We start from the raw sequence: 25,367 nt of genomic DNA, 5'->3' as shown, positions 1-25,367 counted from the left end.
CTCCTTTTATTGATGTGCCTGTGTCCAGACAATCGCCGGATACGCACGGTTGGCGAGTTCCGGGAACGGACGGGGCGTATCGGCACCGAGCCAGATGGCGGTGATCGTGCGGTCGGTCAGTCCGACATACCACATATCTTTATTGTCGTTCGTTGTTCCGGTCTTTCCTCCGAGATACTCAAACTCATGTTTCAGCTGATTCGCATAGCGACCTGTACCGTATGAGGTGACGGTCGATAACGCTTTTTTCATCTCACTAATCGTTTCCGGAGACCAGACTGTCTCTTCCGTTAAGATCGGGGTCAGTGTTGGTTCACCGGACTTGAATGTGATTTGTTTGATTGTATGTCCGGATGTATACTCGCCTTTATTTAAGAATGGGGTATAGGCGGCGGCGAGTTCTTTTGGGGAGACCCCTTGTGTGAGACCGCCAAGCGCACTCGCTAAGTTCTCGTCCTGTTCATCCCATTGACTGAACATCATATCAGCTGTCTTATACGCGCGTTCCTGATCGATTGCTGAGAAGGCGGCGAGCGCAGGTGTGTTATACGAGAAAGCGACCGCATCTTTCAATAAGACATCGCCTAACACACGGTTGTGACTATTTCCGGGACAATAAGAACCGTAACAAGCCGGACGACCGTCAAGTACCGTGTCTAGTGTCGCTCCCGTCTCTTCGATGAATGGGGCGAACACGAGGATCGGTTTGATTGCGGAACCAGGTTGGCGGTACGCCTGGGTCGCTCGGTTGAACTCGCCGACTTGCGTCATCTCAGAGTCGACCATGGCCACGATTCTCCCTTGAGGTGTGAGTTCCGTATAGCCCCCGTTCACACCGGGAGGAAGTTGACTCATCACTTGTTTTGCTTGTTTCTGCTTCCCGGTTGATAAGTAAGTCTCGATTGTCGCTTCATGCGTGGATAAATAATCTCTTGCCTCGGCATCGTCTAAGTCATAGCGTGACCGTACCAATTGAATCGCTTCGCGGACGGCTGTATCCATGTAGTCCGGGTATTGAATCGTTTGAATGCGAAACGACGCTTGTAGCTTGACACCATGATACTGATCATATGCACTCTTCGAGAGAACACCCGCTTCAAACAGTTGCGTCAAGATTCGGTCCTTACGCTCAAAAAAAGCATCAGATGGATTGAGCGGATCATAAAGTGACGGATTATTCGGTACTGTCAACAAGTAAGCGAGTTGGTTCCAATTCAGATCGTCGAGCGGTCTTGAAAAGTATGTATCGGCTGCAGATTGAATGCCATATACATTATGCCCAAAAAAAATAACGTTGCTATAAGCTGTTAAAATTTCTTTCTTGCTATAATTTTTTTCTAGTGCTCGCGCAAGCAATAACTCTTTCACTTTTCGTTCATAAGTCCGTTCATGTGTGAGATACACGTTCCGTGCCAACTGTTGCGTGATCGTACTTCCACCTTGGACAGATGTCTCGTTTGCGTTATTGATAAATGCCCGGGCAATCCCGCTCAAATCATAACCGGGATGGGCATTGAATTTACGGTCTTCGATGGTCATAATCGCATCTTGGATATGTTCGGGCAACGCTTTCGGAGACACGTCATTTCTACGGCCAGTCAAGTAGATCTGCTGTTCTCCACCGTTGTATGCGAGTATGACGGCATGCTTTGACGAGAGTGGTTGTGCCGATACCAGCTCGTGTCCCCAGGAAAGAATTTCATCTGCCTGGTCAATCTCTTCTTTCAATGCAGTGGCAAGTGACAAGGAAGCGGCCAAAAGCCCAGCAAAAAATAAGGTTCCAATCCAAGCTCTCATCTATTTCACCTCTCTCTATACATTATATCGTCCAATTTACAAAAAAAATAAAAATGTAAACGTTATCATATAATAATTCGAGAAGGAATACTTTAGGAAAGGACGAAAAAGGGTAAAAGAGGTTGTATATCACGATTTTGAGGAGGCTTATTATTTATGAAGCAAGAAATGGTTGCGATGCTCCTTGCGGGAGGAGAAGGAAAGCGATTGGGGCCTCTCACGCGAAAAACGGCGAAACCGGCCGTGAATTTCGGCGGAAAGTACCGCATTATCGATTTCCCATTGTCAAACTGCACGAACTCGGGAATTACAACAGTCGGGGTATTGACGCAATATGAGCCACTTGAATTGAATCGTTACTTAGGAATCGGGACGGCATGGGATTTAGATCGTCGCAACGGGGGGTTAGCCATTCTCCCACCTTACCAAGCACAGTCGGGGAAAAACTGGTACGAGGGGACGGCCAATGCAATCTATCGTAACTTGAGCTATATCGATGATTACGATCCAGATTATGTGTTGATTCTTTCGGGAGACCACATCTATAAAATGGACTACGAGAAAATGCTCGAAGCCCATAAAGAAAAACAAGCCGATGTGACCATCTCTGTCATGGAAGTGCCGTGGGACGAAGCGCCGCGTTTCGGAATTTTGAACACAGCGGATGACCTCCGTATCAATGAGTTCGAAGAGAAGCCAGAAGAACCGAAGAGCAACTTGGCTTCGATGGGGATTTACATCTTCAACTGGAGCGTCTTGCGCGAACATTTGATTAAAGATGCTGAAGACGAAACGTCTAGCTTTGACTTCGGGAAGAATATCATTCCGAACACGCTTCTTCAAGGACTCGACGTCTTCGCTTATAAATTCAAAGGCTATTGGAAAGACGTCGGTACGATCCAGTCTCTTTGGGAAGCGAATATGGACCTCTTGGAAGAAGAGCCTCCATTCGATTTATATGACCCGGAGTGGAAAATCTATTCGGTCAACCCGAACCAGACTCCTCAGTATATTGGAAAAGACGCTTGTGTCGAACAGTCTGTGATTAACGAAGGGTGTCATATCGAAGGCGAAGTCCAACATTCAGTGCTATTTTACGATGTCCGTGTTGGAGAAGGTTCACTCGTTAAAGACTCGGTGATTATGCCAGGAGCTAGAATCGGGAAGGATGTAACAATTCACAGAGCCATTGTCGCTAGCTGTGCAGTCATTGAAGACGGCGCGACAGTAGGTGAGCCAGGTGGTGAAATCGTTGTTATTGAACCACACGAAAACATTGAAAGTGGAACCGTCTTCAAACAAAGAGTTTGATACGAGTAAAGAGACACTCAAGGAGGCGTTACTGTTGACGAACGATTTATTAGGGGTCATTAACTTAGGAACGGAACAAGGTCTGTTTCCGGAATTTACTGGACATCGTAATCTGGCATCAGTCCCATTCTCAGGACGCTATCGCCTGATAGACTTCACCTTGACGAATATGATCACACAAAATATTAATCAAGTCGGGATCTTTACGTTAGATAAGTATCGCTCATTGATGGATCATCTCGGTTCAGGGAAAGAGTGGGATTTGGACCGTTCGCAAGGCGGTCTCCACATCTTCCCACCAGCGTTGAAACCGGACGGAGAAGCGTATCTTGGCGACTTGGCCAACTTCTCGATGCACCGTGAACACTTCATTCGCAGCAAGCAGCCGTATGTGGTCATCACAGGTTCGAATGTATTGACGACGATTGACTACAACGACATGCTCGCACATCATAAATCGATGGGCGCGGACATCACGCTTGCCTATACGACCCATGAACAGAAATGTGGCTATTGCCGTCCGATACGCCTTGGGGAGAATGACCGCGTCGTCGGCATCTCTGAGCGCGGATTCTCACCGGATGATGAGTACACGTACACAGAAACGATCATTATGTCGAAGAATCTCTTCATGCGTCTCGTTGATGAAGCGACCTCTAAAGGCGAATATGACCTGTTGGATGGCGTCATTCGTCCCCAGCTTCATCGTTTACACGTGCACGGGTACCATTATGTCGGGAAAATGCAGGTCATTCACTCGGTGCTTTCTTACTATAATGAAAGCATGCGATTACTCCGTGGCGAAGGCATCATTTATGACTTCCCGCATATCTACACGAAAATCAAACATGAGCCACCGGCTCGTTATTTGAAAGGATCAAAGGTAAACGAGGCGCTCGTGGCAAATGGATGTAAGATTCATGGCGAGGTGCAAAATAGTATTCTCTTCCGTGGTGTTGAAGTCAGTAAACACGCACGCGTGAAAAACTCAATCATTTCATCAAAATCGATCATTGAAGAAGGAGCTGTCGTTGAAAACGCGATTTTGGATAAAGAAGTTGTTGTAAAACGAGGACAGGTCATCCGAGGCACAATCGACGAACCGATTGTCATCGCGAAACGAACAGTGGTATGAGGAGGATTTTATGAAAATTTGGTATGTTGCTTCAGAAGCGGCACCGTTCATGAAAACGGGGGGGCTGGCCGACGTTGTCGGTTCGCTCCCTCAAGCGGTGGCGGGCCTAGGAGAAGAAGTCAGTGTTGTCATGCCGAAATATGGCTCGATCGCTGAAGAGTATGTGGACGAGATGGAGTATTTATTCGACCTGATTGTTCCGGTCGGGTGGCGCAAACAGTTCGGGGCAGTCTTGAAGTTAGAGCGGGACGGCATCACGTATTACTTCATCGACAACGAGTATTACTTTAAACGTGACGGTGTCTTATATGGACACTTTGATGATGCTGAACGATTCGCCTTCTTCTCTCGCGCTGTACTCGAAATGATTGGGAAGATGGAAGACGTACCCGATGTCCTGCATTGTCATGACTGGCAGACAGGTATTTTACCGGCCTTCTTACGAATCCATTATCAACATATTGAAGCGTATCAACGCATTCGCACCGTGTATACCATCCATAACCTACAATACCAGGGGATTTTCCCAGAAGAGATTCTTGGAGAATTGCTACAGTTCGGTCCTGAACATTTCACGGCCGAAGGAATTCAACATAACGGTCTCGTCAATTACATGAAAGCCGGCATCGTCCATTCCGATCAAATCACGACCGTCAGCCCATCGTATCGCGACGAAATCATGGAACCCTATTACGGTGAAGGATTAGACGGGGCGTTGCGTCATCGCGCGGTCGATGTCCGAGGGATCTTAAACGGCATCGACTTGGCAACGAACGATCCAAACACAGACGCACGAATCGAACAGTCGTATAACCTTGATACGTACAAAGAAGGAAAGCTTGCGAATAAACGAGCGTTACAAGAGCGACTTGGGCTTGAAGTACGTGACGATGTCATGCTCATCGGTTTTGTCAGCCGACTCGTTGACCAAAAGGGGCTCGATTTAATCAACGGTGTCCGTGAAGAACTTGGACAGCTCCCTTGCCAGTTCGCGTTCCTCGGTTCGGGACAACCGGAATATGAAGGAATCGTTCACGAGATGACAGCCGCTCACCCCGGGAAAGTCGGGTCATATATCGGTTTTGACATCGAACTCGCACATTTGATTTATGCGGGATCGGATGCCTTTTTAATGCCGTCACGTTTTGAGCCTTGTGGTCTCAGTCAATTGATTTCCATGCGATATGGCACCTTGCCGATCGTACGTGAGACAGGTGGACTCCGGGATACCGTGAAGCCGTACAACGAGTTCACGCAAGAAGGGACCGGTTTTGGATTCATGAACTACAATGCTCATGAGATGTTGGCGACGATTGAAAAAGCGATTCGTGTCTTCTATGAAAAGGAAAACTGGCATGCCCTCGTCCATCAAGCGATGACCGCGGACTATAGCTGGAAACAATCCGCCAAGCAATATCGTGAGTTATATCATTTATTCGCATGAGTGGAAGGAGCTAACTTGATTTATGTTCACAGATAAACAAAGCTTTGTCGACGCATTTAAAGAACGGTTCATTGCATTGAACGGGAAGTCGATCGAGGATGGGACAGAGCAGGAAGTGTATCAAACATTGGCAACGATGGTACGCGAGCAGGCCATGCCCAAATGGATTCACACGCGCGACCGTCAAGAAGAAAAACAGAGTAAGCAAGTCATCTATTTCTCGCTAGAATTTTTATTAGGTCGCTTCTTATACAACAACTTGCTCAGTTTAGACGTATTGGAGCTCGTTAGAGACGGACTGCAAGATCTCGGATACGACTTCACAGACATTACCGAGTTGGAACCAGAGCCGGGTCTTGGGAATGGGGGGCTCGGGCGCCTGGCCGCCTGCTTCCTCGATTCGTTGGCTGCACTCAGTTTACCTGGGCATGGAAATGGGATTCGCTATCGTTATGGACTCTTCAAACAGAAAATTGTAGACGGCTATCAAGTCGAGCTGCCGGATAACTGGCTCCGTGACGGGAACATGTGGGAAACGAGACGTCAGGATAAAGCGGTCGAGATTAATTTCGGTGGCTGGATTGAGATGAAACAAATCGGAGATCGATTGCGTGTCGTCCATCATCCAGACGAGGTTGTTCTTGCCGTTCCGTATGATATGCCGATTATCGGTTATAAGAATGATGTCGTGAATACGTTACGTCTTTGGAACGCCGAATCACCACTTGACGACGAGGCGTATTTAGAGAAGACGAAAGGGACGTATAAAGACTTGTTGAAACATAAACAGTCGATTGCTACCATTTCGGAATTCTTGTATCCAGATGATACGACGTATGAAGGAAAAGTATTACGTTTGAAACAACAATACTTTTTTGTATCTGCAGGCATTCAATCGATGCTTGCTTCCTATTTGAAGCGAAATAAATCACTTAAGCAGTTAGGCGACCATTACGCGATTCATATCAATGATACGCATCCGGTCGTCGCAATTCCTGAATTGATGCGCATCTTGATGGATGAGCATGGATACGGTTGGGACGAGGCGTGGCGGATTACGAAGAGCGTCATGTCGTTCACGAACCATACGCTACTCGCAGAAGCGCTTGAGAAATGGCCGGTCGAGATGTACCAACGCCTCCTGCCGCGCGTGTATCAAATCATCGAAGAAATCAATCGACGTTTCTGTCGAGACGTACTCGTCAACTATCCGCACCTCGAATCCCATATGGGAGAGATTGCAATTGTGTCAAACGAACAGATCAATATGGCCAATCTCGCTGTCGTCGGTTCTCATTCAACGAACGGCGTAGCGCAAATTCATACGGATATTTTAAAACAGCGCGAGATGCGTTACTTATATGAGATGTTCCCGCTTCGCTTCAACAACAAGACGAACGGGATCACACACCGCCGCTGGCTCTTGAAGTCGAACCCGCGGCTATCCGATGCCATCACGGAAGCAATCGGCCCCTCATGGGTGGAACATCCGAACGACTTGGAAAAGTTGATGGATGTTTCGAAAGACCGGAGCTTCCAAGAAAAAGTCATGGACGTGAAGCAACAGAACAAATTGGACTTAGCGGCATACATTCAAGAAGAAACGGGAGAGAGAGTGGACCCTCATTCCATCTTTGACGTACAAGTCAAACGCTTGCACGCCTATAAACGACAATTGCTGAATGCTCTTCACATCCATGCGCTTTACTTGAAGATTCAAGCGGACCCGACGTTTACGATGGTGCCTCGCACGTTTATCTTCGGCGCCAAGGCGGCACCGGGATACTACTATGCGAAAGAGATTATTCGCTATATCAATGCCCTTGCCACGCTCATCAATAAGGACAAGCGGGCGAGTCAATTCATTAAAGTCATCTTCCTTGAAAACTATCGTGTCTCCATGGCCGAACGGATTTTCCCAGGGTCTGACTTGAGCGAACAAATCTCGACTGCGAGCTATGAAGCATCCGGTACCGGAAACATGAAGTTCATGATGAACGGAGCCTTGACGATTGGAACGTTAGACGGGGCCAATATCGAGATTCGTGACGCCGTCGGTGATGATCACATCTTTATCTTTGGATTATCTCCGCAAGAAGTCATGAACTATAAGAAGTTCGGGGGCTATCATGCGGCAGAGATGTATCACGCACATCAGGAAATCAAAGATGTGGTCGATGGTCTTGTCAACGGAACGTTCGATAAAGTGGGCGAATATCAATTCCAATCCATCTTCGATTCTCTCCTCGTCTATAACGATGACTTCCTCGTCTTGAAAGACTTTGTCTCGTATATGCGGGCACAGCGACGAGTCGATGAGGTGTTCAGTGACCAATCACGTTGGGCTGAAAGCTCAATCGTCAATACGGCGAAGTCAGGAATCTTCTCGAGTGACCGTACCATCACGGAATACGCAAACGCGGTCTGGAATATTAAACCGACGAGCGTAAAATAAAAAGGATCCACCCTTAGGGGTGGACCTCGTTTTCTGGATAGCTGATCCAATCGGAATAGGATCCCGGATAGAGCCGGACATCATCTTTCCCGAGAGCGTGAAGCGCCAAAATATTGACGCAGGCGGTCACACCGCTACCACAGTAAAAGATAGGGTTCTCGACGGGAAGAACATCTTTATACAGTTCTTTCAAGTCGTGGAAGTCTTCTAACGTCCCGAGTTCTGTGATGGCCTCGGCATAAGAGCAGAGCAATGCGTTCGGAATATGACCTGCTTTTGAGTCGATTGGTTCATGTGACCCGTTGAAGCGATCTTCGGTTCGCGAATCATAGAGCGAGCCGCTCGCAGCAGCTTTCACTTCGTCGAGTGTCGCAATCATATGGTCTTGGAAGTCTGGCGTATAGTCGCTTGTCGGATAGTGTGGAACGTCCGTCGTGGTCTCACCGCAATAAGTGATGCCGGATTGGATACCGCCTTCTAACACAACGACCCGTTCGTGACCGGCCCATTTGAAGAGCCACCATGCACGAGCTGCGAATGGGAAGCCGTCATCGTAAATGATGACCAAATCTTCTTTTTTCAAGCCGATGCGACGAAGTGTTGCCGTCCATGCTTCTTTCGAAGGGAGCGGATGACGTCCGCCATGTTCGCCGAGCGGACCGGACAAGTCTTCCATCAAATCGAGAAAGACAGCGTTCGGAAGATGTCCCTTTCGGTAGACAGATTTACCATAGGACGCGTCGTTTAGCGAATATCGGCAATCGATGAAACGAATCGAGTTCGTATGCACGATTTGTTTTAACTCTTGGGCACGCATTGTTGGAAACATTAATATCACCTCGAGGTTTCGTTACTCTCATCGTATACAAGATGGAAGCAATTGGCGAGTACTTCGATTGAATTTTTTGAGGGTGAAAGGGGAATGAATCATGACATGGCAACAAACGTATGACCGTTGGAATCAATTCGAAGGGCTCGAGCCGCATTTACGTGCGGAACTCGAAGAACTCGCAAAAGATGAGACTACGTTAGAAGATGCATTTTATAAGACGCTCGAGTTTGGAACAGGCGGGATGCGTGGAGAAATCGGACCGGGTGCAAACCGAATGAACGTCTATACGATTCGAAAAGCGTCACAAGGATTTGCTGATTTTATCTCAGCATCAGGGGAAGAGGCGAAACGTCATGGCGTCGTCATCGCCCATGACTCACGTCATTTTTCGCCCGAGTTTGCGTTAGAGGCAGCGCGGACATTAGCGTCAAACGGAATCAAAACGTATTTGTTCCCAAGTTTACGTGCCACACCTGAACTGTCGTTTGCCGTTCGTCATTTAAATGCGTTCGGTGGCATCGTGATCACGGCGAGCCACAACCCGCCGGAATATAATGGGTTCAAGGTATATGGGGCAGACGGGGGACAGCTGCCACCAGCGGAAGCGGATGAACTCGTGACGTATGTCAATGCGATTGAAGATGAGCTGAAAATTGAGATTGAAGATGAAGCAGCGCTCCGACAAACGGGGCTACTCCTCACCGTCGACTCATCAGTCGATGAAGCCTATATGGAGGCACTCCAGTCGATTCGAATCCACCGTGACATACAGGACAGCCCCCTCCGGATTGTCTATTCGCCACTCCACGGGACGGGACGCCGTCCGGTCATGGAAGGGCTAAAGGCGTATGGATTTGAGCACGTGACCATCGTAGAAGAGCAGGCAGAGCCAGACGGTGCGTTCCCGACGGTCAGTTATCCGAACCCGGAAGAAAAGGCTGCATTTAAATTAGCGATGGAATACGGGGACCGGGTCGAGGCTGATTTGCTCATGGCGACGGACCCGGATGCAGACCGTGTTGGCTTAACCGTGCGCGGACGGGACGGGGAATGGTTCGTCTTGACTGGTAACCAGACAGGCGCGCTCCTAATGGAATACATCCTCTCACAAAAGAGTGAGACAGGTACGTTGCCGTCTAATGGATTTGTCGCTAAGACGATCGTCACGTCTGAACTCGGTGCTGCGATTGCAAAAGCGTACGGTGTACATCTTGAGAACACGTTGACTGGATTCAAGTTCATTGGGGAGAAGATCAAACAATATGAGGAATCAGGCGAATATGAATTCCTCTTCGGGTATGAAGAAAGCTACGGCTATTTGATTGGAGACTTCTGTCGTGATAAAGATGCTGTTCAGGCTTGCCTACTCGCAGCCGAGATGGCAGCTTATCATAAGCAACACGGTCGGACGCTTTATGATGCGCTGCAGTCGATTTACGAGAAGTATGGATTCTATGAAGAGTCCTTGCAGTCGATGACGTTAAAAGGAAAAGCTGGTCTCGAGCAAATCGGACGTATGATGGAGGCGTTTCGTGCCAATCCGCCAAAAGAAGTCGGTGGATATGAGGTCGCCCGTTTCGAAGACTATAAGAAACAAGTGGCGATCGATTTACAGTCCGGTAAATCGGAAACGATTGAATTGCCATCATCAAACGTCTTGAAATTCGTCTTTGCGGACGGTTCGTGGTTCTGTCTTCGTCCATCTGGAACCGAGCCGAAAATCAAGTTTTATTTCAGTGTGCATGCGGATCGTGCCGAGAAGACGACCGCAAAACGTGAAGCGATTGAGGCGGATGTTATGAAACAAGCGAAAGCGATTGATTGATAAGGAACATCACTCTAGAAATAGGGTGATGTTTTTTGTTTGACATGAAGACATCGCGCCAGTATGATGAGGATATTGTTTAAAACCGTGTAATCATATAAGGATTATAGGAAAGGCGGAATTATTATGAAAAAGACATTAACGAGCGTACTCGCAATCGGAGCTTCAGTCGGGCTTCTCGCAGCATGCGGTAACGAAACAGACAGTGGAGCGGACGAAGCGGTCATCACGGTCGGAACAGAAGCGACATACCCACCATTCACGTACAAAGAAAAAGGTGAATTGACTGGATATGACATCGACGTCTTGAATGAAGCGGCAGAACGTGCCGGTTATAAAGTGGAATACGAAGCAATGGACTTCAAAGGACTTGTCCCGGCACTCGACGCTGAACGCATCGACATGATTGCCAACCAAATGAGCATCACAAAGGAACGTAAAGAGAACTATGCATTCTCTGACCCGTACGCGGTGTCAGGAGCTCAAGTCATCGTTGGTTCAGACAACAATGACATCCAAGGGATCGACGACCTCGACGGAAAAGTAGTCGGATCGACACAAGGTTCTGCTTATGCACAAATGGCTGAAGAAGCTGGCGCTGAAGTGAAATTCTACAAAGGGGCGAACCAAGTCCTTCAAGACCTCGAAGTCGGTCGTTTGGACGCGGCCCTCAACGACCGTCTCTTCATCTTGACGGAACTTGAAAAAACAGGTTATGACGTCAAAGCAGTCGGTGATATCTTCAACACAAGTGAAGCTGGATTCATGACACGTCAAGATAGCGACGTGCTTGACAAGTTGAACGACGCGCTCACAGAGATGAAAGAAGACGGCACGATGAAAGAAATCGGTGAGAAGTACTTCGGTGAGGATATCAGTCAATGAATGAACTGATCACGACCGTCATAGAGAACCGCTCGGCCTATCTTGAAGCCATCCAGCTCACGTTGATCGCCAGTGTCCTGTCGATTCTTCTCGCCTTGGCGCTCGGTCTGATCATCGCTTTACTTCATAGTAGTCCGATTAAAATTGTACGATTGTTCACACGGACGTACATTTCGTTCTTCCGTGGAACACCGCTCTTACTTCAACTGTTGATCTTATATGTTGGGCTCACCGGGTTCGTTCAACTCAGTGGGATGCAGTCGCTCATCTTTGGATTAGGCTTCCACTTCGCTGCTTATATCTCAGAAGCGTTCCGAGCAGCCATCAACTCGGTCGACAAAGGACAAGTGGAGGCAAGTGTCGCACTCGGCATTCCGAAAATGAAACGTTTCAAAGACATCATTTTCCCACAGGCACTCTCACGTGCCATCCCACCTGTCTCGAACTCGGTCATCGACATCATCAAGTCGACATCCCTCGGGACGGTCATCGCGGTACAGGAGTTGACGTACGTGTCTGACCAGATTGCGGCCACGACGTATTTGGTCATGCCGTTGCTCTTGTTCTCGGCGTCGATTTACTGGATTTTATCGACCTTGATCCAAGCCGGTCAACACAAACTCGAACAGCGTTACGCGATTCGATAAGAAAAACCTCGATTCATACGAATCGAGGTTTTTTGTATACCTTAACGGATGACTGCTTCAGTTTCTCCGTCGAAGAAGTGTGCTTTTGTCATATCGAGTGCGAGTTCGACATCGTCACCCATGTGGATGTTCGAGCGACCGTCAACGCGTGCTGTGAACTGTTGTCCACCGAGTTCAGCGTAGAGGTAAGACTCAGACCCCATGAGCTCAGCGACGTCGATGTGCGCTTTGAACGTGTGTGTCGTTGGTGAGTCGATGTAGATTGGCTCATCGTGGATTGATTCGGGACGAATTCCGAGGACGAGCTCTTTTCCGACATAGCCACGATCACGAAGCGTCTTCATTTTTCCTTCTGGTACGTTGACTTCTTCACCGTTCGTGATGAATTTGCCTTCTGCGAGTGTACCGCGGAAGAAGTTCATCGATGGTGAACCGATGAAGCCGGCGACGAAGATGTTGTCTGGATGATCATATACTTCTTTCGGCGAACCGACTTGTTGAATGATTCCGTCTTTTAAGATGACGATCCGTGTAGCGAGTGTCATCGCTTCCGTTTGGTCATGGGTAACGTAAATCGTCGTTGTGTCCAAGCGGTTGTGGAGTTGAATGATCTCTTTACGCATTTGTACACGGAGTTTCGCATCCAAGTTTGAGAGTGGCTCATCCATCAAGAAGACTTTTGCGTCACGGACGATTGCACGACCGATGGCAACACGCTGACGTTGTCCACCTGACAGCGCTTTTGGTTTACGCTCGAGGTATTCTTCCAAACCGAGAATGCGGGCAGCGTCTTTTACGCGACGATCGATCTCGTCTTTCGGGAACTTACGGAGCTTCAACCCGAACGCCATGTTGTCGTAGACGCTCATATGCGGATAAAGTGCGTAGTTTTGGAAGACCATGGCGATATCACGATCTTTAGGAGCGACATCGTTCATTCGTTTCCCGTCAATGATAAAGTCACCGTTTGAAATCTCTTCAAGTCCTGCGATCATACGAAGTGTCGTCGATTTTCCGCAACCAGACGGTCCGACGAAAACGATGAACTCACGGTCTTTGATATGCAAGTTGAAATCGCTGACGGCTTTTACGCCACCATCGTAAATTTTATCAATGTGTTCTAAACGAATTTCTGCCATGTCGTTAGCCTCCTAAAGAATCTATGTGTATATAATAGCGCTTACAAGAACGATTATATAATGAAACCGCTTGCATTGAATATGGACAAGTTGCACAAAAACCGTCAATCGGATTTGTGCAACATGACCATGAGTTGAAGAAGGCTAGCGTCATAGAACGTTCGAGCATCGTAACCCGTCGTCTCAAATAGGCGATCGAGCCGATAATTTAGCGTGTTTCGATGCATGAACAGTGCTTTGGCGGTATGCGAGACATTCAACGAGTGACGAAACAACGCCTCTAATAATTCGATTGTCGATAAATCGAGCATTTGCATTAACGGGGCAGTGATATGCATCCGCTCTTTTGAGTCCTGTTGTAGTAAATAATGGTATAATAATTGACTAGCAGGGTAAGTTTTAGTAGACATACGTGCGTATGGCATGAGCAATTGATGTTGACGATACACATGGGCAAGCGAACCTTGTGGACGTTCGCTATAGACAGCATGTGCCTCGATGAAACAGTCACTCGCAATGGCCCGCAATACGTCTTCAAACTCCTGAAGATCGACGAATGGGCTTTGCTCAATTAGCTCGATATGTCTTGTCGACATCAAGATGACCTTGGCATGCGGCATAAAGTCACGGACGATATTGACGAAGGATTCGAACGATTCTTCTTCTGTTTCTTGGAGAGAAAGAGAGATGAGCCGAAACGGTTGCTCAAAACGAAACGTCTCATCTTGAAGTGTTGCTTGCCATTTTCGTTGATGGGGGTCTGATTGAAGGATTGGCGTCGCCCACATCGCCAACAGCTTTTGTTCGCGTTCGCTCAATTCGAACGCGGGGAGTCCGAATAGGGTACCATCTTGCGTCTCGAACCAATCAAGGTCACCAGATGCATCTTCCGACCGATGGACAGCAGTCGGAAAAATCGATTTAATACGATCAAACGTATTCAATACTATCACCTCAACAACAATGTATCATATTTCAGATCGGAGGCTTGCAGTTTGGACGGGTTATTTAAGATTTTACTCATGATATTGATCGGGGCGACCATCGGGGGCGTGACCAACTTTCTCGCCATCAAGATGTTGTTCCGACCACACGAACCGAAATACATCGGTTCATTCCGGATTCCTTTTACACCAGGACTCATTCCGAAACGTCGAGATGAACTGGCATCTAGTTTAGGGAAGACGGTCGTCAAACACCTATTGACACCAGAGGGTATGCGGAAGCGATTGCTAGATGACCAAGTGACGACGCATATTACGCACTTTGCGCAACAAGAGGTCCAGACGATGTTACGCTCGGATAAGACGGTTCGCGAGCTATTGGAACCCCTCTATCCGAACGCAGAGGCACGATTCCTCACGCTAGCAGATGAAAAACTACGTGACGAGCTATCGAACGTCATGGCTGAAGTGAAAGAACGAAAGCTGTTTGAGTTACTTGGAGAAGAAGGGATGGACCGTGTACGAGTGGTCATTCCTGAAGTCGTAGAGGCGCTTCTCGTCAAATCAGAGGAATATTTCTATTCTCCTGAAGGTGAGGCGCAACTTCGTCACATGGTTGACTCGTTCGTCCAGCGTCGTCTCGGATTTATCGCAGGGTTCATTCAAAACATGAACTTTGTCGAGATGGTTCGACCAGAAATCGTCAACATCTTACGTGGTCAATCGACCCGTGACGGAATGACGACGATGATCACGCGTGAATTTGAGCGATTCAGTGAGAAGACGGTCGATACACTGATCGATGACCGACTCGAAGCACGACTCATCGATGGCATCACAGACCAAGTTGTATCTCGTTTGCCAATCGGACAATTATTGGATCGTCCGGTCTCGTCGTATACACAGTCCGTCGAATCCCGCATTGTCGACGAACTCGTTCCACAAGGTGTCGCGCTTGTCATTGAGCGCTTCACGAACCAAATGGAGACAATCATGGACCGATTGAAGATTGATAAGATTGTGCAAGAGCAGGTCCAATCACTCGACACGTCGTACCTCGAAGAGATCGTCTTATCGATCTCGAAACGAGAGTTCCGGGCAATAACATGGCTTGGTGCGCTGTTAGGTGGTATGATTGGGTTGATTCAAGGGTTGATTGCCATCTTGTGATGGCTTAACCCTAATAGCATTTAGGAGGACGTTACATGTCACAAACAAACTTGTACGACCAAGCTTACCAATTGGAGAAAGCACTTCGCGATTCTGAAGAGTTCACAACACTCTCTTCTTTATACGATCGTGTCAATGCGGATGCGGAAGCGAACCAGTTGTTCGCTGACTTCCGTAACATCCAAATGACGCTTCAACAAAAGCAGATGCAAGGAGAGGAAATCTCTGAGCAGGAAATGATGGATGCACAAACGAAAATGATGAACGTTCAACAGAACGAATTGATCATGGAGCTCATGCAAGAAGAGCAACGCATGCACCAACTCGTCACAGAAGTGACGAAAATCATTATGAAACCACTCGAGGAGCTTTATGCCCCGATGGTGAACGAAAACGAAGTTCAATAACAAATGATGTGCGGATGGCTATTGAGCCATCCGTTTTTTTGTTGATGAGATTGTCACACGCTTTAAGTAAGCGCTTACATAAAGTGGGTTATAATGAAATTGTGACAATAGCGAAAGGGTGAATCAGCATGATCACGGTGATAATCCTTTTAGGGATGATTTTCTTTTTTATAGCAGGATGGTTACGGGCGGATTTAGTGGCATTGATTGGACTTGTTTGCCTCGTGCTCACACAACAATTGACCCCAGGTGAGGCGATGGCTGGTTTCTCCAATCCGGTCGTCTTGATGATTGCTGGACTGTTCGTGGTCGGAGCGGGATTGTTTCATTCTGGTCTGGCGGAACGGTTGGCTTCTTTGCTTGTTCCATACGCAGGAGGGAATGCGACGCGTTTATTCTATCTGTTTATGTTGACGGTGACGCTCTTGTCGAGTGTCATGTCCAATACGGGGACCGTCGCTTTGCTCATTCCTGTTGTGATGGTAATGGCACGAAAAATCCAACAGTCTACGGATTCTTATCTCATGCCACTCGCCTTTTTTTCAAGCATCGGTGGAACAATGACACTGATTGGGACACCTCCCAATCTCGTTGCGGCAGAAGCACTCCGCGGCCTCGTGGATGAACCGCTCGGATTCTTTTCATTGTTTCCAATTGGTCTGGTCGTGATGGTGATTGGATTGATCTATTTCCGTCTAATCGGGAATCGCTTACTCCATCAAGAAGGGGCGAAACAGTGGTTGAAGACGGAGATAAGTGAGCCATTGCGTCCAAACGTCTATGTGATGTCGATTGCAAAGAGTCATCCGTTAATTGGGAAACAGTTACGTGACCTTTCATGGTCTCATGAAGGGGTTATAGTCTTGAAGGAACGAGTTCATGGACGGCACCATCATGAGACGGCTCATGCGGACACCGTACTACGTGCGGGGGAATTACTTGTCAGCGGTGAGGAACGGCACGTTCAGAACTTTTCTGAAAAAGAACAGATACCATTTGAACCGATTGAGGCCACCCGTGTAGATGATCAAACCGGAGGGGTTCTCCTGTTCACGGTCCCAGGGGTGAGTCGATTAATCGGGAAGCGTATCGGTGAGAGTCAGTTACGTAATCAATTTCATGTCAATGTCTTGAAAGTCATCCGACCACAAGAAGAGATCGCACACGTGCGATTGACAGACACCCCGTTGAAGCAAGGAGACATGTTGATGGTACAGGGGACATGGGATGATTTAGAGCGGATGGAAAGAGAGACACATGACCTGTTATCAAATGAACGGGTGACCGAGGTAGCCAATCGAGTCGTATCGGGGCGTCATCAGCTTGCAGCAGGCATCATCATGCTCATGTTGTTGCTCCTGTTCATATTCGAATGGGTCGATCCGACCGTTGCCGTATGGATGGCTGCGCTAGCGATGGTGTTGAGTGGGGCCGTCCGACAGATGGACGTCGCCTATCAATCTATTCAATGGTCCTCGCTCGTCTTGATTGCGGCCATGATCCCGGTAGGAACGGCGCTTGAAAAGGCGGGAATCATGGGATGGGTCGTTGAATGGATTGAAAGGACGTTTGCCGACTTTGGTCCTATATGGGTACTCGTCGTCTTATTCGTCTCGACCATGCTCCTTAGTCAAATCATCTCGAATACAGCGACCGCTATTTTGTTTGTCCCCTTAGCGATTGCACTCGCCGAATCGATGACTGTCAGTCCGGTTCCATTCGTCGTTGCGGTCGCCATCTCGGCGTCACTCGCTTTTATGACCCCGTTCGGATCTCCGACAAATGCGATGGTCTTTAGTATCGGTAACTATCGATTTATGGATTTTGTCAAAGTCGGTGTGCCGTTGCAACTCATCACGGGCATTATAGGAATTCTGATGATTCTCATCCTTTTCCCATTTTGAATAGGAGGTTTGGGGACGAGTATCGAAAATAGAGGAATCAGCAGATGAAAGGGGGGACGATGATGAAAAAATGGATGATTGTATTCTTCTGCCTGTTTCTTGTTGCGTGTGGGAAAGAGATGGAAACTGAATCAGAACCGGAGATGACGGAGAACGGGCAGGTGGCCGAAGCGTATCTCGAGGAGCAACAGTACTCGATCGTTTCTTTTGAAGGAGAGCATACGAGTACTTTAACCTTAGAGGAACTGGCAGAGGATCGTGAACGGAACGTTTGGGGACTACAAACCGTATCACCGGATGAATACGTGGGTAAGACCATCTACTACGAAAACTTTACGGTGAAAGATCATCCGATTGGTGAGCAATCTCCCGCCGGTCAGACTGCTGTCTCGGTAATGATCGTGGATGGAAAGGTCATCGGCGGGACATCATTCCCCGTGACAGACGGATCAGGTTCAGGGAACGGATATAGTTTGAGCGGAGAATCGCTTGAAGATATTCACCCCGATCTTCAAGAATGGCAGGATGCGTGGAATAAAAAATATGGTGAATGAAAAAGTAGACCAAGACAATCATTGTCCTGGTCTACTTTTGTTAAGATGCCGTCCCTTTCAGTTTCCCCGGTAATTTGCAACGCTCGAAGTAGATGAGTTGCCCCCGTCGTACGATACGCGCCCCTTTATGCTCATGTCCAGCAGCACGAAGCATGTCGAGCCCTTTTTGTTTAGCCGACTGATCGTCGCTCGCTTCGAACATTTCATTCAATACGAGCGTGCCATCATTTTCAAATCCTGTCACCGTGTATGTTTCCATTCACACGACCCCCTTTTCTTCATTTTAATGAATGGTCATTCATTCTTCAAGAGAAGGTTTTGTCAGTTCGTCGAATGTCAGCTGTCGTGTCGATTCAGTTCGGGGAATCAAATCGGATACGGTCAGTCCGATCAAGCGGACGGGCTCGATGACGTTCATCTCGTCGAAAAGACGTCTGGCAAGTCGTCTAATCTCATCATGGTCATGCGTCGGGTGGTTTAATTTGATTTGATGACTCCGAGCCTGAAACTCGCTCGTCTTTATTTTGATGGTGACCGTTTGACAGCTCAAGTCGCGGCGATCGAGCTGACGCAATACGTCCTCCATCTCTGGGATGACCCGTTCGAACACTTCTTCCGGGTCATCGATATCAAATGCAAACGTCGTTTCTGACCCAATCGACTTACGCTCTCGCGTGGCCACGACAGGACGCGTATCACGTCCGTGTGCCAGTTCATATAGTTGGTGCCCACGATCATGTCCAAAGATGGCTTTCAGTTGCTCAGGACGAGTTTGTTGAAGGTCACCGATCGTATGATAACCACTTTTATAAAGCGTTTGGGCGGTCACTTTTCCGACTCCATGCATGGCTTCGATGGAGAGGGGAGCCAGAAAGGTTGCCACTTCATCGAGCGGAACGACCGTGAGTCCATTTGGTTTCTCAAATCCTGAAGCGATTTTCGCGACAAACTTTGACGGTGCGACTCCGGCAGATGCAGTGAGGCCGGTGCGACGCTTAATCTCGCCTAATATATACCGGGCGATAAAGGGTCCGGATGTACTCAATAACGAATTCTCCGTCACATCGAGGTAAGCCTCATCGAGCGAGAGTGGTTCGACGAGCGGTGTGACCGACTTAAAAATCTCCATCACTTGTGCGCTGACTTGTCGATAGGCCTGAAACCGTGGTTTGACAAACGTCGCATGGGGACACAAGGCAAAAGCGCGACGTGATGACATCGCGCTGTGTACGCCGTATTTCCTCGCCTCATAGGAACATGTCGCGACGACCCCGCGGCTGTGGGGAGGACCTCCGACGATGACGGGCTTTCCTCGTAAGTTAGGACGGTCACGCTGTTCGACAGAGGCATAAAATGCGTCCATGTCCACATGAATGATGAGTCGTTCCATAACATCACCTTTCTTGTGTGAATCACTTTTCTTTCATTATACCGAACTTTTGTTCGTTTTTTGAGTTTTTTGTTTTGACCGATGTTTCGTTGAAGTCGTCTGATTCGGAAACTGTAGCAATGACCCGATCCAATTCTTCCGTTTCAGCCACACTTGGATGATGAGCGTGAAGAGAAGAATCATGAGCCAGGCGAATCCATATCCAAGCGGCCATTCCAGTTCAGGCATGTTTTTAAAGTTCATTCCCCAAACCGCACCGAATGCAACGACGGGAGTCGTCAGCGCCGTGAAGACGGTTAGTGCCTTCATGATTTCGTTCCCTCGGAAGTTTGACAGGGTGGAGGCGAGGTCTGTCATCGCAATCACGTCTTCTTGATAATGATTGATGAGTGTCAGCAATCGACTGACTCGATAATCGGCAAGCTGATACGACTTCAACTGCTGTAAATCGATCGTTAAAAAAGCCTCTCGTCCCGCCATGACAAGCTCCTTATATGGGGTGACCGTATCGGACCACCGTTCGATCTCACTTCGAAGACCAAAAATCTCATTCATGAACGTAGCGGGAACTTGTCCCGTCATTTCACGCTGAGCGGCCATCAATCGTTCTTCAAATTCATCGATGCCATGAAAGTAGTTGTTCATCCGTTCGGCAAGCAACTCATAAAACGCCTCGATCGGAGAATCACATTGTTTGGCGAGAACGGACTCATGGTGCAAATCATCAAAGCCGATTGTCCACAAAAAATCAGGTCCAATGAAGTAGTGTCCAATTTTTTGTGGCTCCCGTTCTAACTGTTCATAGTCGAGCGTGAGTGAACCATACATATATCCATTCTCGACGACAATCTTCGTCACATTCGAGGTCGTCAATTGTTCAAGCCAATACGTATAGGCTCGAGCATATTGCTGATCAACATGCACATAATCTTCCGGTCGTGTATACCAATCCCATTCCATCATCCATACCTCCAATTCACTATATTGATAGTATTCCCAAATTGTCAGGAATGTTGGCATCTGTCGCAAACTTTCGTTAAGATGAAAGTACTGAACAAGAGAGAGGTGCTTTCATTGACGACAAAAATCGGTCAGCTCAAAGTGGGCGACACGCTAGACCAATATGTCATGATCAAACAATCGTATAAGGGACTTGCCGGGAACGGAAAACCTTATTTAACATTAATCCTTTGCGACGAGAGTGGTGAAATCGAAACAAAATTATGGGATAGTGCCGATACTGAGAAGTATGCGACGAAAAAAATCGTCCATGCGGCCGGTGAAGTGATGGACTATCGCGGGCGCACCCAGTTGAAACTAAAACAAATTTCGATCATCGAGCAGGAAATAGACATCGCACCGTACGTCCGATCGGCTCCGATTCCGAAGTCAGAGCTCGAGACGACGATTCGTGGATTCATCACGTCACTTCAACACGATGAGATTCGCCGTCTTGTCGAGGAAGTCGTCAATCGTCATGAAGAGGCATACTTCACGTACCCGGCTGCCGTTCGCCATCATCACGCGGTCTATTCAGGACTGGCATTTCATGTGATGTCGATGTTGAAGCTCGCGGATACGATGTGTGAACTGTATCCATCCTTGAATCGTGATCTTTTGATTGCGGGTGTGATTTTGCATGATTTGGCGAAAGTCATCGAATTGTCTGATGCGATTACGCCAGAATACACACTCGAAGGAAAATTACTCGGTCATTTGTCACTTATGGCATCGGAGCTTGAAGTCGTGTCACGGGAACTGGGTACGGACCGTGAAGTGACGACACTGTTGCAACATCTCGTCTTAAGCCATCACGGGAAGCCGGAATGGGGCTCTGCGAATACGCCACAGTTGCCTGAAGCGGAGATGTTATTCTTTATTGATAACATTGATGCGCGCATGAATATGTTTGAGAAAGCGTATGAAGGGGTCGAGCCGGGGACATTCACGGAGCGTGTCATGGCACTCGATAACCGTGCCTTCTATCGCCCGAATCTATAATAGATGATCAACGAAAAAGGGGTACTCCATTGCTGGAGCGCCCCTTTGTGATTACTTTTCAGTTGATTCTGCTGCAGGTTCTTCTGAAGACTCGTCTGCGTTTTTAATGGCTTCTTTAACGGCGTCAAATTGTTGTTCTGCTTTTGCATCTTTTACGTCAACGTTGTATTTTTCAATCAACTCCGCGTAAATTTTGTTCGCATCGACAGAAGCTGATTTTTCAGCTGCCAATTCTTCACGAATGCGATCTTTCTCGTCTTCGAGTTTCAAGTCTTTCTCTTTACGGTCTGTCACTTTGATGACATGGAAACCGAACTGAGATTGAACCGGTTCAGAGATTTTACCAACGACATCTTCTTTGAATGCGTACTCTTCGAATTCAGGTACCATCTTACCAGCAGAGAAGAAACCGAGTTCTCCACCTTGTTCTCCTGAACCAGTATCCGTTGATTTTTCTTTCGCAAGTTCAGCGAAGTCTGCACCGTCATTCAACTCTTTGATGATGTCTTGTGCTTCTTCTTCAGTTTCAACGAGGATGTGGCTAGCTTCCACTTCCACGTTCTCTTTTGCGAATTGTGCTTCGATTTCTTCATCGGTCACATCGACAAGTTTCGATTTCGCAGCGTCAACGAGCATTTGTCCGCGAAGCGCTTCTTTAAACTCTTCCGTACCGCTCATACCGGCTTGTTGAATCGCTTGTTCGAACTCTTCTTCTGAGTTGAACTGTTCTTCTGTCTTGCTGAACTCTTCATCTACTTTTTCTTGGTCGACTTGGTCACCGTATTCTTTTTCAAGAAGTGCATTCATCGTCTCTTGGAATGCGAGTTGTGGCACCATGCGGTCGTAGCTCATATCCGCGATTTCACCGCGTGTGATTTCGCCGCCTTTGTATGTGACGACTGCTGAATTATCTGACTCTCCGCCGCCTGCGTTCGTTGCCGCATACGTACCGCCAGCACCGATGATGAGTGCGATTGCAGATGCACCCACGAGTGCGCCAGTTGAGAATTTTTTATCTTGCTTTTTTGGTTCGTTCGTCATTCCGTTTGACATGTATTCCACCCCTAATAATTCTTTAAAGTTTCTAAGTCCGACTATATCACATTTTCCTAATCATGACAGCTGTTCTCTTGTCTGTACAGTATCATAGCATACAATCCTGTCGTATAATGATGAAATAGAATGTGAAATGATGGGGTGAGGGAAGTGTCACTAGAGGAGAAGGTCGAGCATTTAGCCTATCAGATGAAGATCTTACTCGAGATTGTCGATTGGACAGACCGTCCGTTCGAATATGAAGTGATTCGAGCGAATTTGACGAAACAAGAAGTCGAGTCATTTTATCAATTGCTTGAGGAGATTCGGGCGCAGCAAAACGAGCAATTGCGCTACGGATATACGTCCATAGAACCATTGCTCGTCCATTTTGCAGGTATGTTAGATGTGAGACTTGACGTCAAAACGATTCTTGAGGCGTGCGTCCGACAAGGAATCGCATTAGACGTCACAGAACCACTTTATCGGCAGGTCAGGCTTCTTGACTGAGTTCATCCTCATCAGGGCGTCTGCCTGCCTCTTCTGTGATCATTTTTGACGTTTCCGCAAAGATATCCATAAAGTTATCCCCATACAAGCGACGTACGATAGCCGTCATATCTGTTAAGTCAGGGAACTTTCCATATAGTTCTTGAAGCGGAAGGGAAGCGTGGAATACGCCGTTTCCTTCTGGGTCGAATGCGTGAATCGTTTCGAGTAATAACGATTCGCCTTCAGGTGTCAATTGAACGTACGTGTTTCGTTTGTCCGTCTCTTTTTTAGAAAACGTAAGTAATCCACGATCTTCTAACTTCTTCGAGAAGTTGAAAGCAGTCGAGACGTGCATGACGCCATATTTCGCAATTTCTGAAATCGATGCACCGCCTAAAGCGTGGGCAATCCATAAGATGTGATGTTCATTGATATTTAAGTCGAACGGTTTGATCCAGTTTTGCCAGTCTTTTTCGACGGTTTTCCACAAAGCCTTACTCAATTGAATGATTTTGTGGCTATAGAGCATGGCCTCAGGGCCAGTGAATTCTTTTTCGTGTTCCATCTCGATCCATCCTTTCCGGATAAAAAGTCAAATGTAATCGACGGACGATGACCTCAAACACTCACTGTGTTTGATTGACGGTTTTGTCAGTCATAGCAGACTGTACGTTCGAGAGTTCCTGAAGGTTCCCTTGGATGCGCTCGACTGAAGGCTGAATGTCTTGTTGATAGCGTTCGACTTCGGCTTTCACTTGGTCAGTCAATTCTTTTCCTTGTAGTTTTCCTGCGGCGGCAACCTGCGATGCATGTTTCGCCACATTCCCAAATTGTTCTTTTAGCGTAGTGATTGTAGATGCTCGATGTTGTTGAGCAGCGGCATCATTTGCAGTTCCTCGCGCCAGTTTCTTCACCGTGGCGACTCCTAAAAATGCTAAAACAAAGCCGAAAGCAATCCAATCTCGACGTTGGCGACTCGACAATTCATTCCCCTCCTCAAGCTCGGATAATCAGAATTACATTCTTTTCATATTATTTTACCAAAAAAGAGTGATTAAAAACCTATATCGCAAATAAAATTTTTCAGAACATTCATTTTTGACCGAAAAATCATTTTATTTTAAAATACAGGTAAAGGAAGGTGATCCTCAGTGGAGAAAGCGAAGCGTTGGGTAGATGACATGCTTGACCTGTATCTCGCTGCGAAACGACTGGGAGATGACACTTGGGCCGAATCCATTATGAATACACTAGAGGCGGGATACGAGGCGTCGAAGCAAACGGAACAGGCACGTGAAGAATCGATGCGAGAAAAGCGGATGCTTGAAATAGATGCCCGTCTAATAGAATTACGAAAAGAATTTGAACAAGCGACATCTGTCAAGACGCGTCAACAGTTATATGAAGTGGCAATCAAGCTTCAGGTCGAGCGGGCGCAACTAGAAGAGGAACGAAAACGCCATCGTGATTCAATCAATCAATCATAAAAGAGACCCGTCGATGACGGGTCTCTGTCTGTTTATACGTGGGCATGGATGTTCGATGCAAGGGTAGTGAGTTCTTCTGACGTGAAAGCGTCGTTTTGCGTAATCCACTTCGCACCGAATCCATCTTCGTGTCCAAAGCGCGGAATCAAATGGATATGGAAGTGATACACCGTTTGTCCGGCAACTTCCTCGGCATTCGATAAGACGTTCATTCCGATGGCACCCGTTTCACGCTGAATCGCTTTGGCGATGGTAGGGACGCGTTTGAAGACGTCTGCTGCCACGTCTTCTGGCAATTCATATACGTTTTTCGCATGATGTTTCGGGATGACGAGCGTATGTCCTTTCGTCACTTGAGAGAGGTCGAGGAAAGCGACGACCGCTTCGTCTTCATATACCCGATAAGATGGGATTTCTTGTTTTGCGATTTTACAAAAGATACAGGTCGGATCTGTGTGCATCTTCATTCCTCCATTCTTAAATGTCGTTTCTGTTCCATCATAACACGGAAGT

At 47.5% G+C, this 25,367-nt stretch carries 25 protein-coding genes; 14 read left to right on the top strand and 11 right to left on the bottom strand.

The annotated features are described in order from the left end of the window. Positions 1-6: 6 nt before the first annotated feature. A complete protein-coding gene (locus KNO72_RS13370) occupies positions 7-1,797 on the bottom strand; it encodes a transglycosylase domain-containing protein (protein WP_214758449.1) in 1,791 nt (596 codons plus the stop codon). Positions 1,798-1,953: 156 nt separating this feature from the next. Between KNO72_RS13370 and KNO72_RS13365 the strand changes: the two genes are divergently transcribed. From KNO72_RS13365 to KNO72_RS13350, 4 genes are read left to right on the top strand one after another with little or no spacing between them, the layout of a single operon-like run. Then, complete coding sequence (locus tag KNO72_RS13365; protein ID WP_015880913.1) at positions 1,954-3,108, top strand: glucose-1-phosphate adenylyltransferase; 1,155 nt, start codon at positions 1,954-1,956, stop codon at positions 3,106-3,108. Next, the gene (gene glgD / locus KNO72_RS13360; protein ID WP_371815868.1) at positions 3,041-4,243 is read left to right on the top strand and encodes a glucose-1-phosphate adenylyltransferase subunit GlgD; all 1,203 of its coding nucleotides are present in this window, start codon (positions 3,041-3,043) and stop codon (positions 4,241-4,243) included. Before KNO72_RS13365 ends, glgD begins: the two co-directional genes overlap by 68 nt. Before the next feature lie 10 nt (positions 4,244-4,253). Then, entirely contained in the window at positions 4,254-5,687 is a 1,434-nt protein-coding gene (glgA, locus tag KNO72_RS13355; RefSeq protein ID WP_214689392.1) for a glycogen synthase GlgA, read from the top strand. Between the two features lie 22 nt (positions 5,688-5,709). Next, positions 5,710-8,142, top strand: a complete 2,433-nt coding sequence (locus KNO72_RS13350) for a glycogen/starch/alpha-glucan phosphorylase (protein ID WP_214689385.1) — start codon at positions 5,710-5,712, stop codon at positions 8,140-8,142. 13 nt (positions 8,143-8,155) lie between these two features. Here KNO72_RS13350 and KNO72_RS13345 read toward each other — a convergent pair whose 3' ends face one another. Further along, positions 8,156-8,971, bottom strand: coding sequence for a sulfurtransferase (locus tag KNO72_RS13345; RefSeq protein WP_214689384.1), 816 nt, complete (start codon positions 8,969-8,971; stop codon positions 8,156-8,158). 100 nt (positions 8,972-9,071) lie between these two features. Between KNO72_RS13345 and KNO72_RS13340 the strand changes: the two genes are divergently transcribed. The 3 genes from KNO72_RS13340 (at position 9,072) to KNO72_RS13330 (ending at position 12,331) form a co-directional block, all read left to right on the top strand. Then, on the top strand, positions 9,072-10,799 hold the full coding sequence (locus KNO72_RS13340) for a phospho-sugar mutase (RefSeq protein ID WP_214689382.1): 1,728 nt from the start codon (positions 9,072-9,074) through the stop codon (positions 10,797-10,799). 126 nt (positions 10,800-10,925) lie between these two features. Then, positions 10,926-11,684 (top strand): transporter substrate-binding domain-containing protein, encoded by a 759-nt coding sequence (locus KNO72_RS13335; protein ID WP_078146406.1) that lies wholly within the window; start codon positions 10,926-10,928, stop codon positions 11,682-11,684. Next, positions 11,681-12,331 carry an amino acid ABC transporter permease gene (locus KNO72_RS13330; RefSeq protein ID WP_214689380.1) on the top strand — a complete coding sequence of 217 codons (651 nt, stop codon included), beginning with the start codon at positions 11,681-11,683 and terminating at the stop codon, positions 12,329-12,331. The genes KNO72_RS13335 and KNO72_RS13330 overlap by 4 nt, the downstream gene beginning before the upstream one ends. 41 nt (positions 12,332-12,372) lie before the next feature. Here the strand turns inward: KNO72_RS13330 and KNO72_RS13325 are convergent, their stop codons facing one another. Next, on the bottom strand, positions 12,373-13,470 hold the full coding sequence (locus tag KNO72_RS13325; protein ID WP_015880921.1) for an ABC transporter ATP-binding protein: 1,098 nt from the start codon (positions 13,468-13,470) through the stop codon (positions 12,373-12,375). Between the two features lie 104 nt (positions 13,471-13,574). Then, positions 13,575-14,423: a PucR family transcriptional regulator gene (locus tag KNO72_RS13320; protein ID WP_371815867.1), complete on the bottom strand. Its 849-nt coding sequence runs from the start codon at positions 14,421-14,423 to the stop codon at positions 13,575-13,577. 69 nt (positions 14,424-14,492) lie between these two features. Here KNO72_RS13320 and KNO72_RS13315 point away from each other — a divergent pair, with 69 nt between their 5' ends. The 4 genes from KNO72_RS13315 (at position 14,493) to KNO72_RS13300 (ending at position 18,449) form a co-directional block, all read left to right on the top strand. Then, positions 14,493-15,584, top strand: a complete 1,092-nt coding sequence (locus KNO72_RS13315) for a DUF445 domain-containing protein (protein WP_214689406.1) — start codon at positions 14,493-14,495, stop codon at positions 15,582-15,584. A gap of 35 nt (positions 15,585-15,619) precedes the next feature. Beyond that, a complete protein-coding gene (locus KNO72_RS13310; RefSeq protein ID WP_015880924.1) occupies positions 15,620-15,991 on the top strand; it encodes a YlbF family regulator in 372 nt (123 codons plus the stop codon). Positions 15,992-16,119: 128 nt separating this feature from the next. Then, positions 16,120-17,895 (top strand): SLC13 family permease, encoded by a 1,776-nt coding sequence (locus KNO72_RS13305; RefSeq protein WP_214689376.1) that lies wholly within the window; start codon positions 16,120-16,122, stop codon positions 17,893-17,895. A 62-nt stretch (positions 17,896-17,957) separates the two neighbouring features. Next, a complete protein-coding gene (locus tag KNO72_RS13300) occupies positions 17,958-18,449 on the top strand; it encodes a hypothetical protein (protein WP_214689374.1) in 492 nt (163 codons plus the stop codon). A 40-nt stretch (positions 18,450-18,489) separates the two neighbouring features. Here the strand turns inward: KNO72_RS13300 and KNO72_RS13295 are convergent, their stop codons facing one another. The 3 genes from KNO72_RS13295 to KNO72_RS13285 are packed head-to-tail and all read right to left on the bottom strand — an operon-like array spanning position 18,490 to position 20,799. Next, complete coding sequence (locus KNO72_RS13295) at positions 18,490-18,708, bottom strand: YhzD family protein (RefSeq protein ID WP_015880927.1); 219 nt, start codon at positions 18,706-18,708, stop codon at positions 18,490-18,492. Positions 18,709-18,747: 39 nt separating this feature from the next. Next, positions 18,748-19,839, bottom strand: coding sequence for a DNA polymerase IV (gene dinB / locus KNO72_RS13290; RefSeq protein WP_214689366.1), 1,092 nt, complete (start codon positions 19,837-19,839; stop codon positions 18,748-18,750). A gap of 36 nt (positions 19,840-19,875) precedes the next feature. Further along, positions 19,876-20,799 (bottom strand): magnesium transporter CorA family protein, encoded by a 924-nt coding sequence (locus KNO72_RS13285; protein ID WP_214758445.1) that lies wholly within the window; start codon positions 20,797-20,799, stop codon positions 19,876-19,878. A gap of 81 nt (positions 20,800-20,880) precedes the next feature. Here KNO72_RS13285 and KNO72_RS13280 point away from each other — a divergent pair, with 81 nt between their 5' ends. Beyond that, positions 20,881-21,840, top strand: a complete 960-nt coding sequence (locus KNO72_RS13280) for an HD domain-containing protein (protein WP_078146417.1) — start codon at positions 20,881-20,883, stop codon at positions 21,838-21,840. A gap of 51 nt (positions 21,841-21,891) precedes the next feature. On the opposite strand, the gene KNO72_RS13275 is transcribed toward KNO72_RS13280, so the two are convergent. Next, on the bottom strand, positions 21,892-22,893 hold the full coding sequence (locus tag KNO72_RS13275; RefSeq protein ID WP_214689357.1) for a peptidylprolyl isomerase: 1,002 nt from the start codon (positions 22,891-22,893) through the stop codon (positions 21,892-21,894). A 153-nt stretch (positions 22,894-23,046) separates the two neighbouring features. Here KNO72_RS13275 and KNO72_RS13270 point away from each other — a divergent pair, with 153 nt between their 5' ends. After that, positions 23,047-23,385: a DUF1878 family protein gene (locus KNO72_RS13270; RefSeq protein WP_237708238.1), complete on the top strand. Its 339-nt coding sequence runs from the start codon at positions 23,047-23,049 to the stop codon at positions 23,383-23,385. On the opposite strand, the gene KNO72_RS13265 is transcribed toward KNO72_RS13270, so the two are convergent. Beyond that, a complete protein-coding gene (locus KNO72_RS13265; RefSeq protein WP_078146419.1) occupies positions 23,369-23,932 on the bottom strand; it encodes an HTH-type transcriptional regulator Hpr in 564 nt (187 codons plus the stop codon). The genes KNO72_RS13270 and KNO72_RS13265 overlap by 17 nt on opposite strands. 61 nt (positions 23,933-23,993) lie before the next feature. Then, positions 23,994-24,350, bottom strand: a complete 357-nt coding sequence (locus tag KNO72_RS13260; protein ID WP_015880934.1) for a hypothetical protein — start codon at positions 24,348-24,350, stop codon at positions 23,994-23,996. Positions 24,351-24,518: 168 nt separating this feature from the next. On the opposite strand from KNO72_RS13260, the gene KNO72_RS13255 reads away from it, so the two are divergent. Then, positions 24,519-24,854, top strand: a complete 336-nt coding sequence (locus KNO72_RS13255; RefSeq protein WP_214758443.1) for a hypothetical protein — start codon at positions 24,519-24,521, stop codon at positions 24,852-24,854. Between the two features lie 32 nt (positions 24,855-24,886). Here the strand turns inward: KNO72_RS13255 and KNO72_RS13250 are convergent, their stop codons facing one another. Then, positions 24,887-25,315 carry an HIT family protein gene (locus KNO72_RS13250; protein WP_015880936.1) on the bottom strand — a complete coding sequence of 143 codons (429 nt, stop codon included), beginning with the start codon at positions 25,313-25,315 and terminating at the stop codon, positions 24,887-24,889. Positions 25,316-25,367 lie beyond the last annotated feature (52 nt).

Origin of the sequence: Exiguobacterium sp. s123 (assembly GCF_018617075.1) — a bacterium.
Taxonomy (GTDB): Bacteria; Bacillota; Bacilli; order Exiguobacteriales; family Exiguobacteriaceae; genus Exiguobacterium; species Exiguobacterium profundum.
The sequence above is the reverse complement of the archived record's forward strand: the minus strand, read 5'-3'. Positions and strand labels throughout refer to the sequence as shown.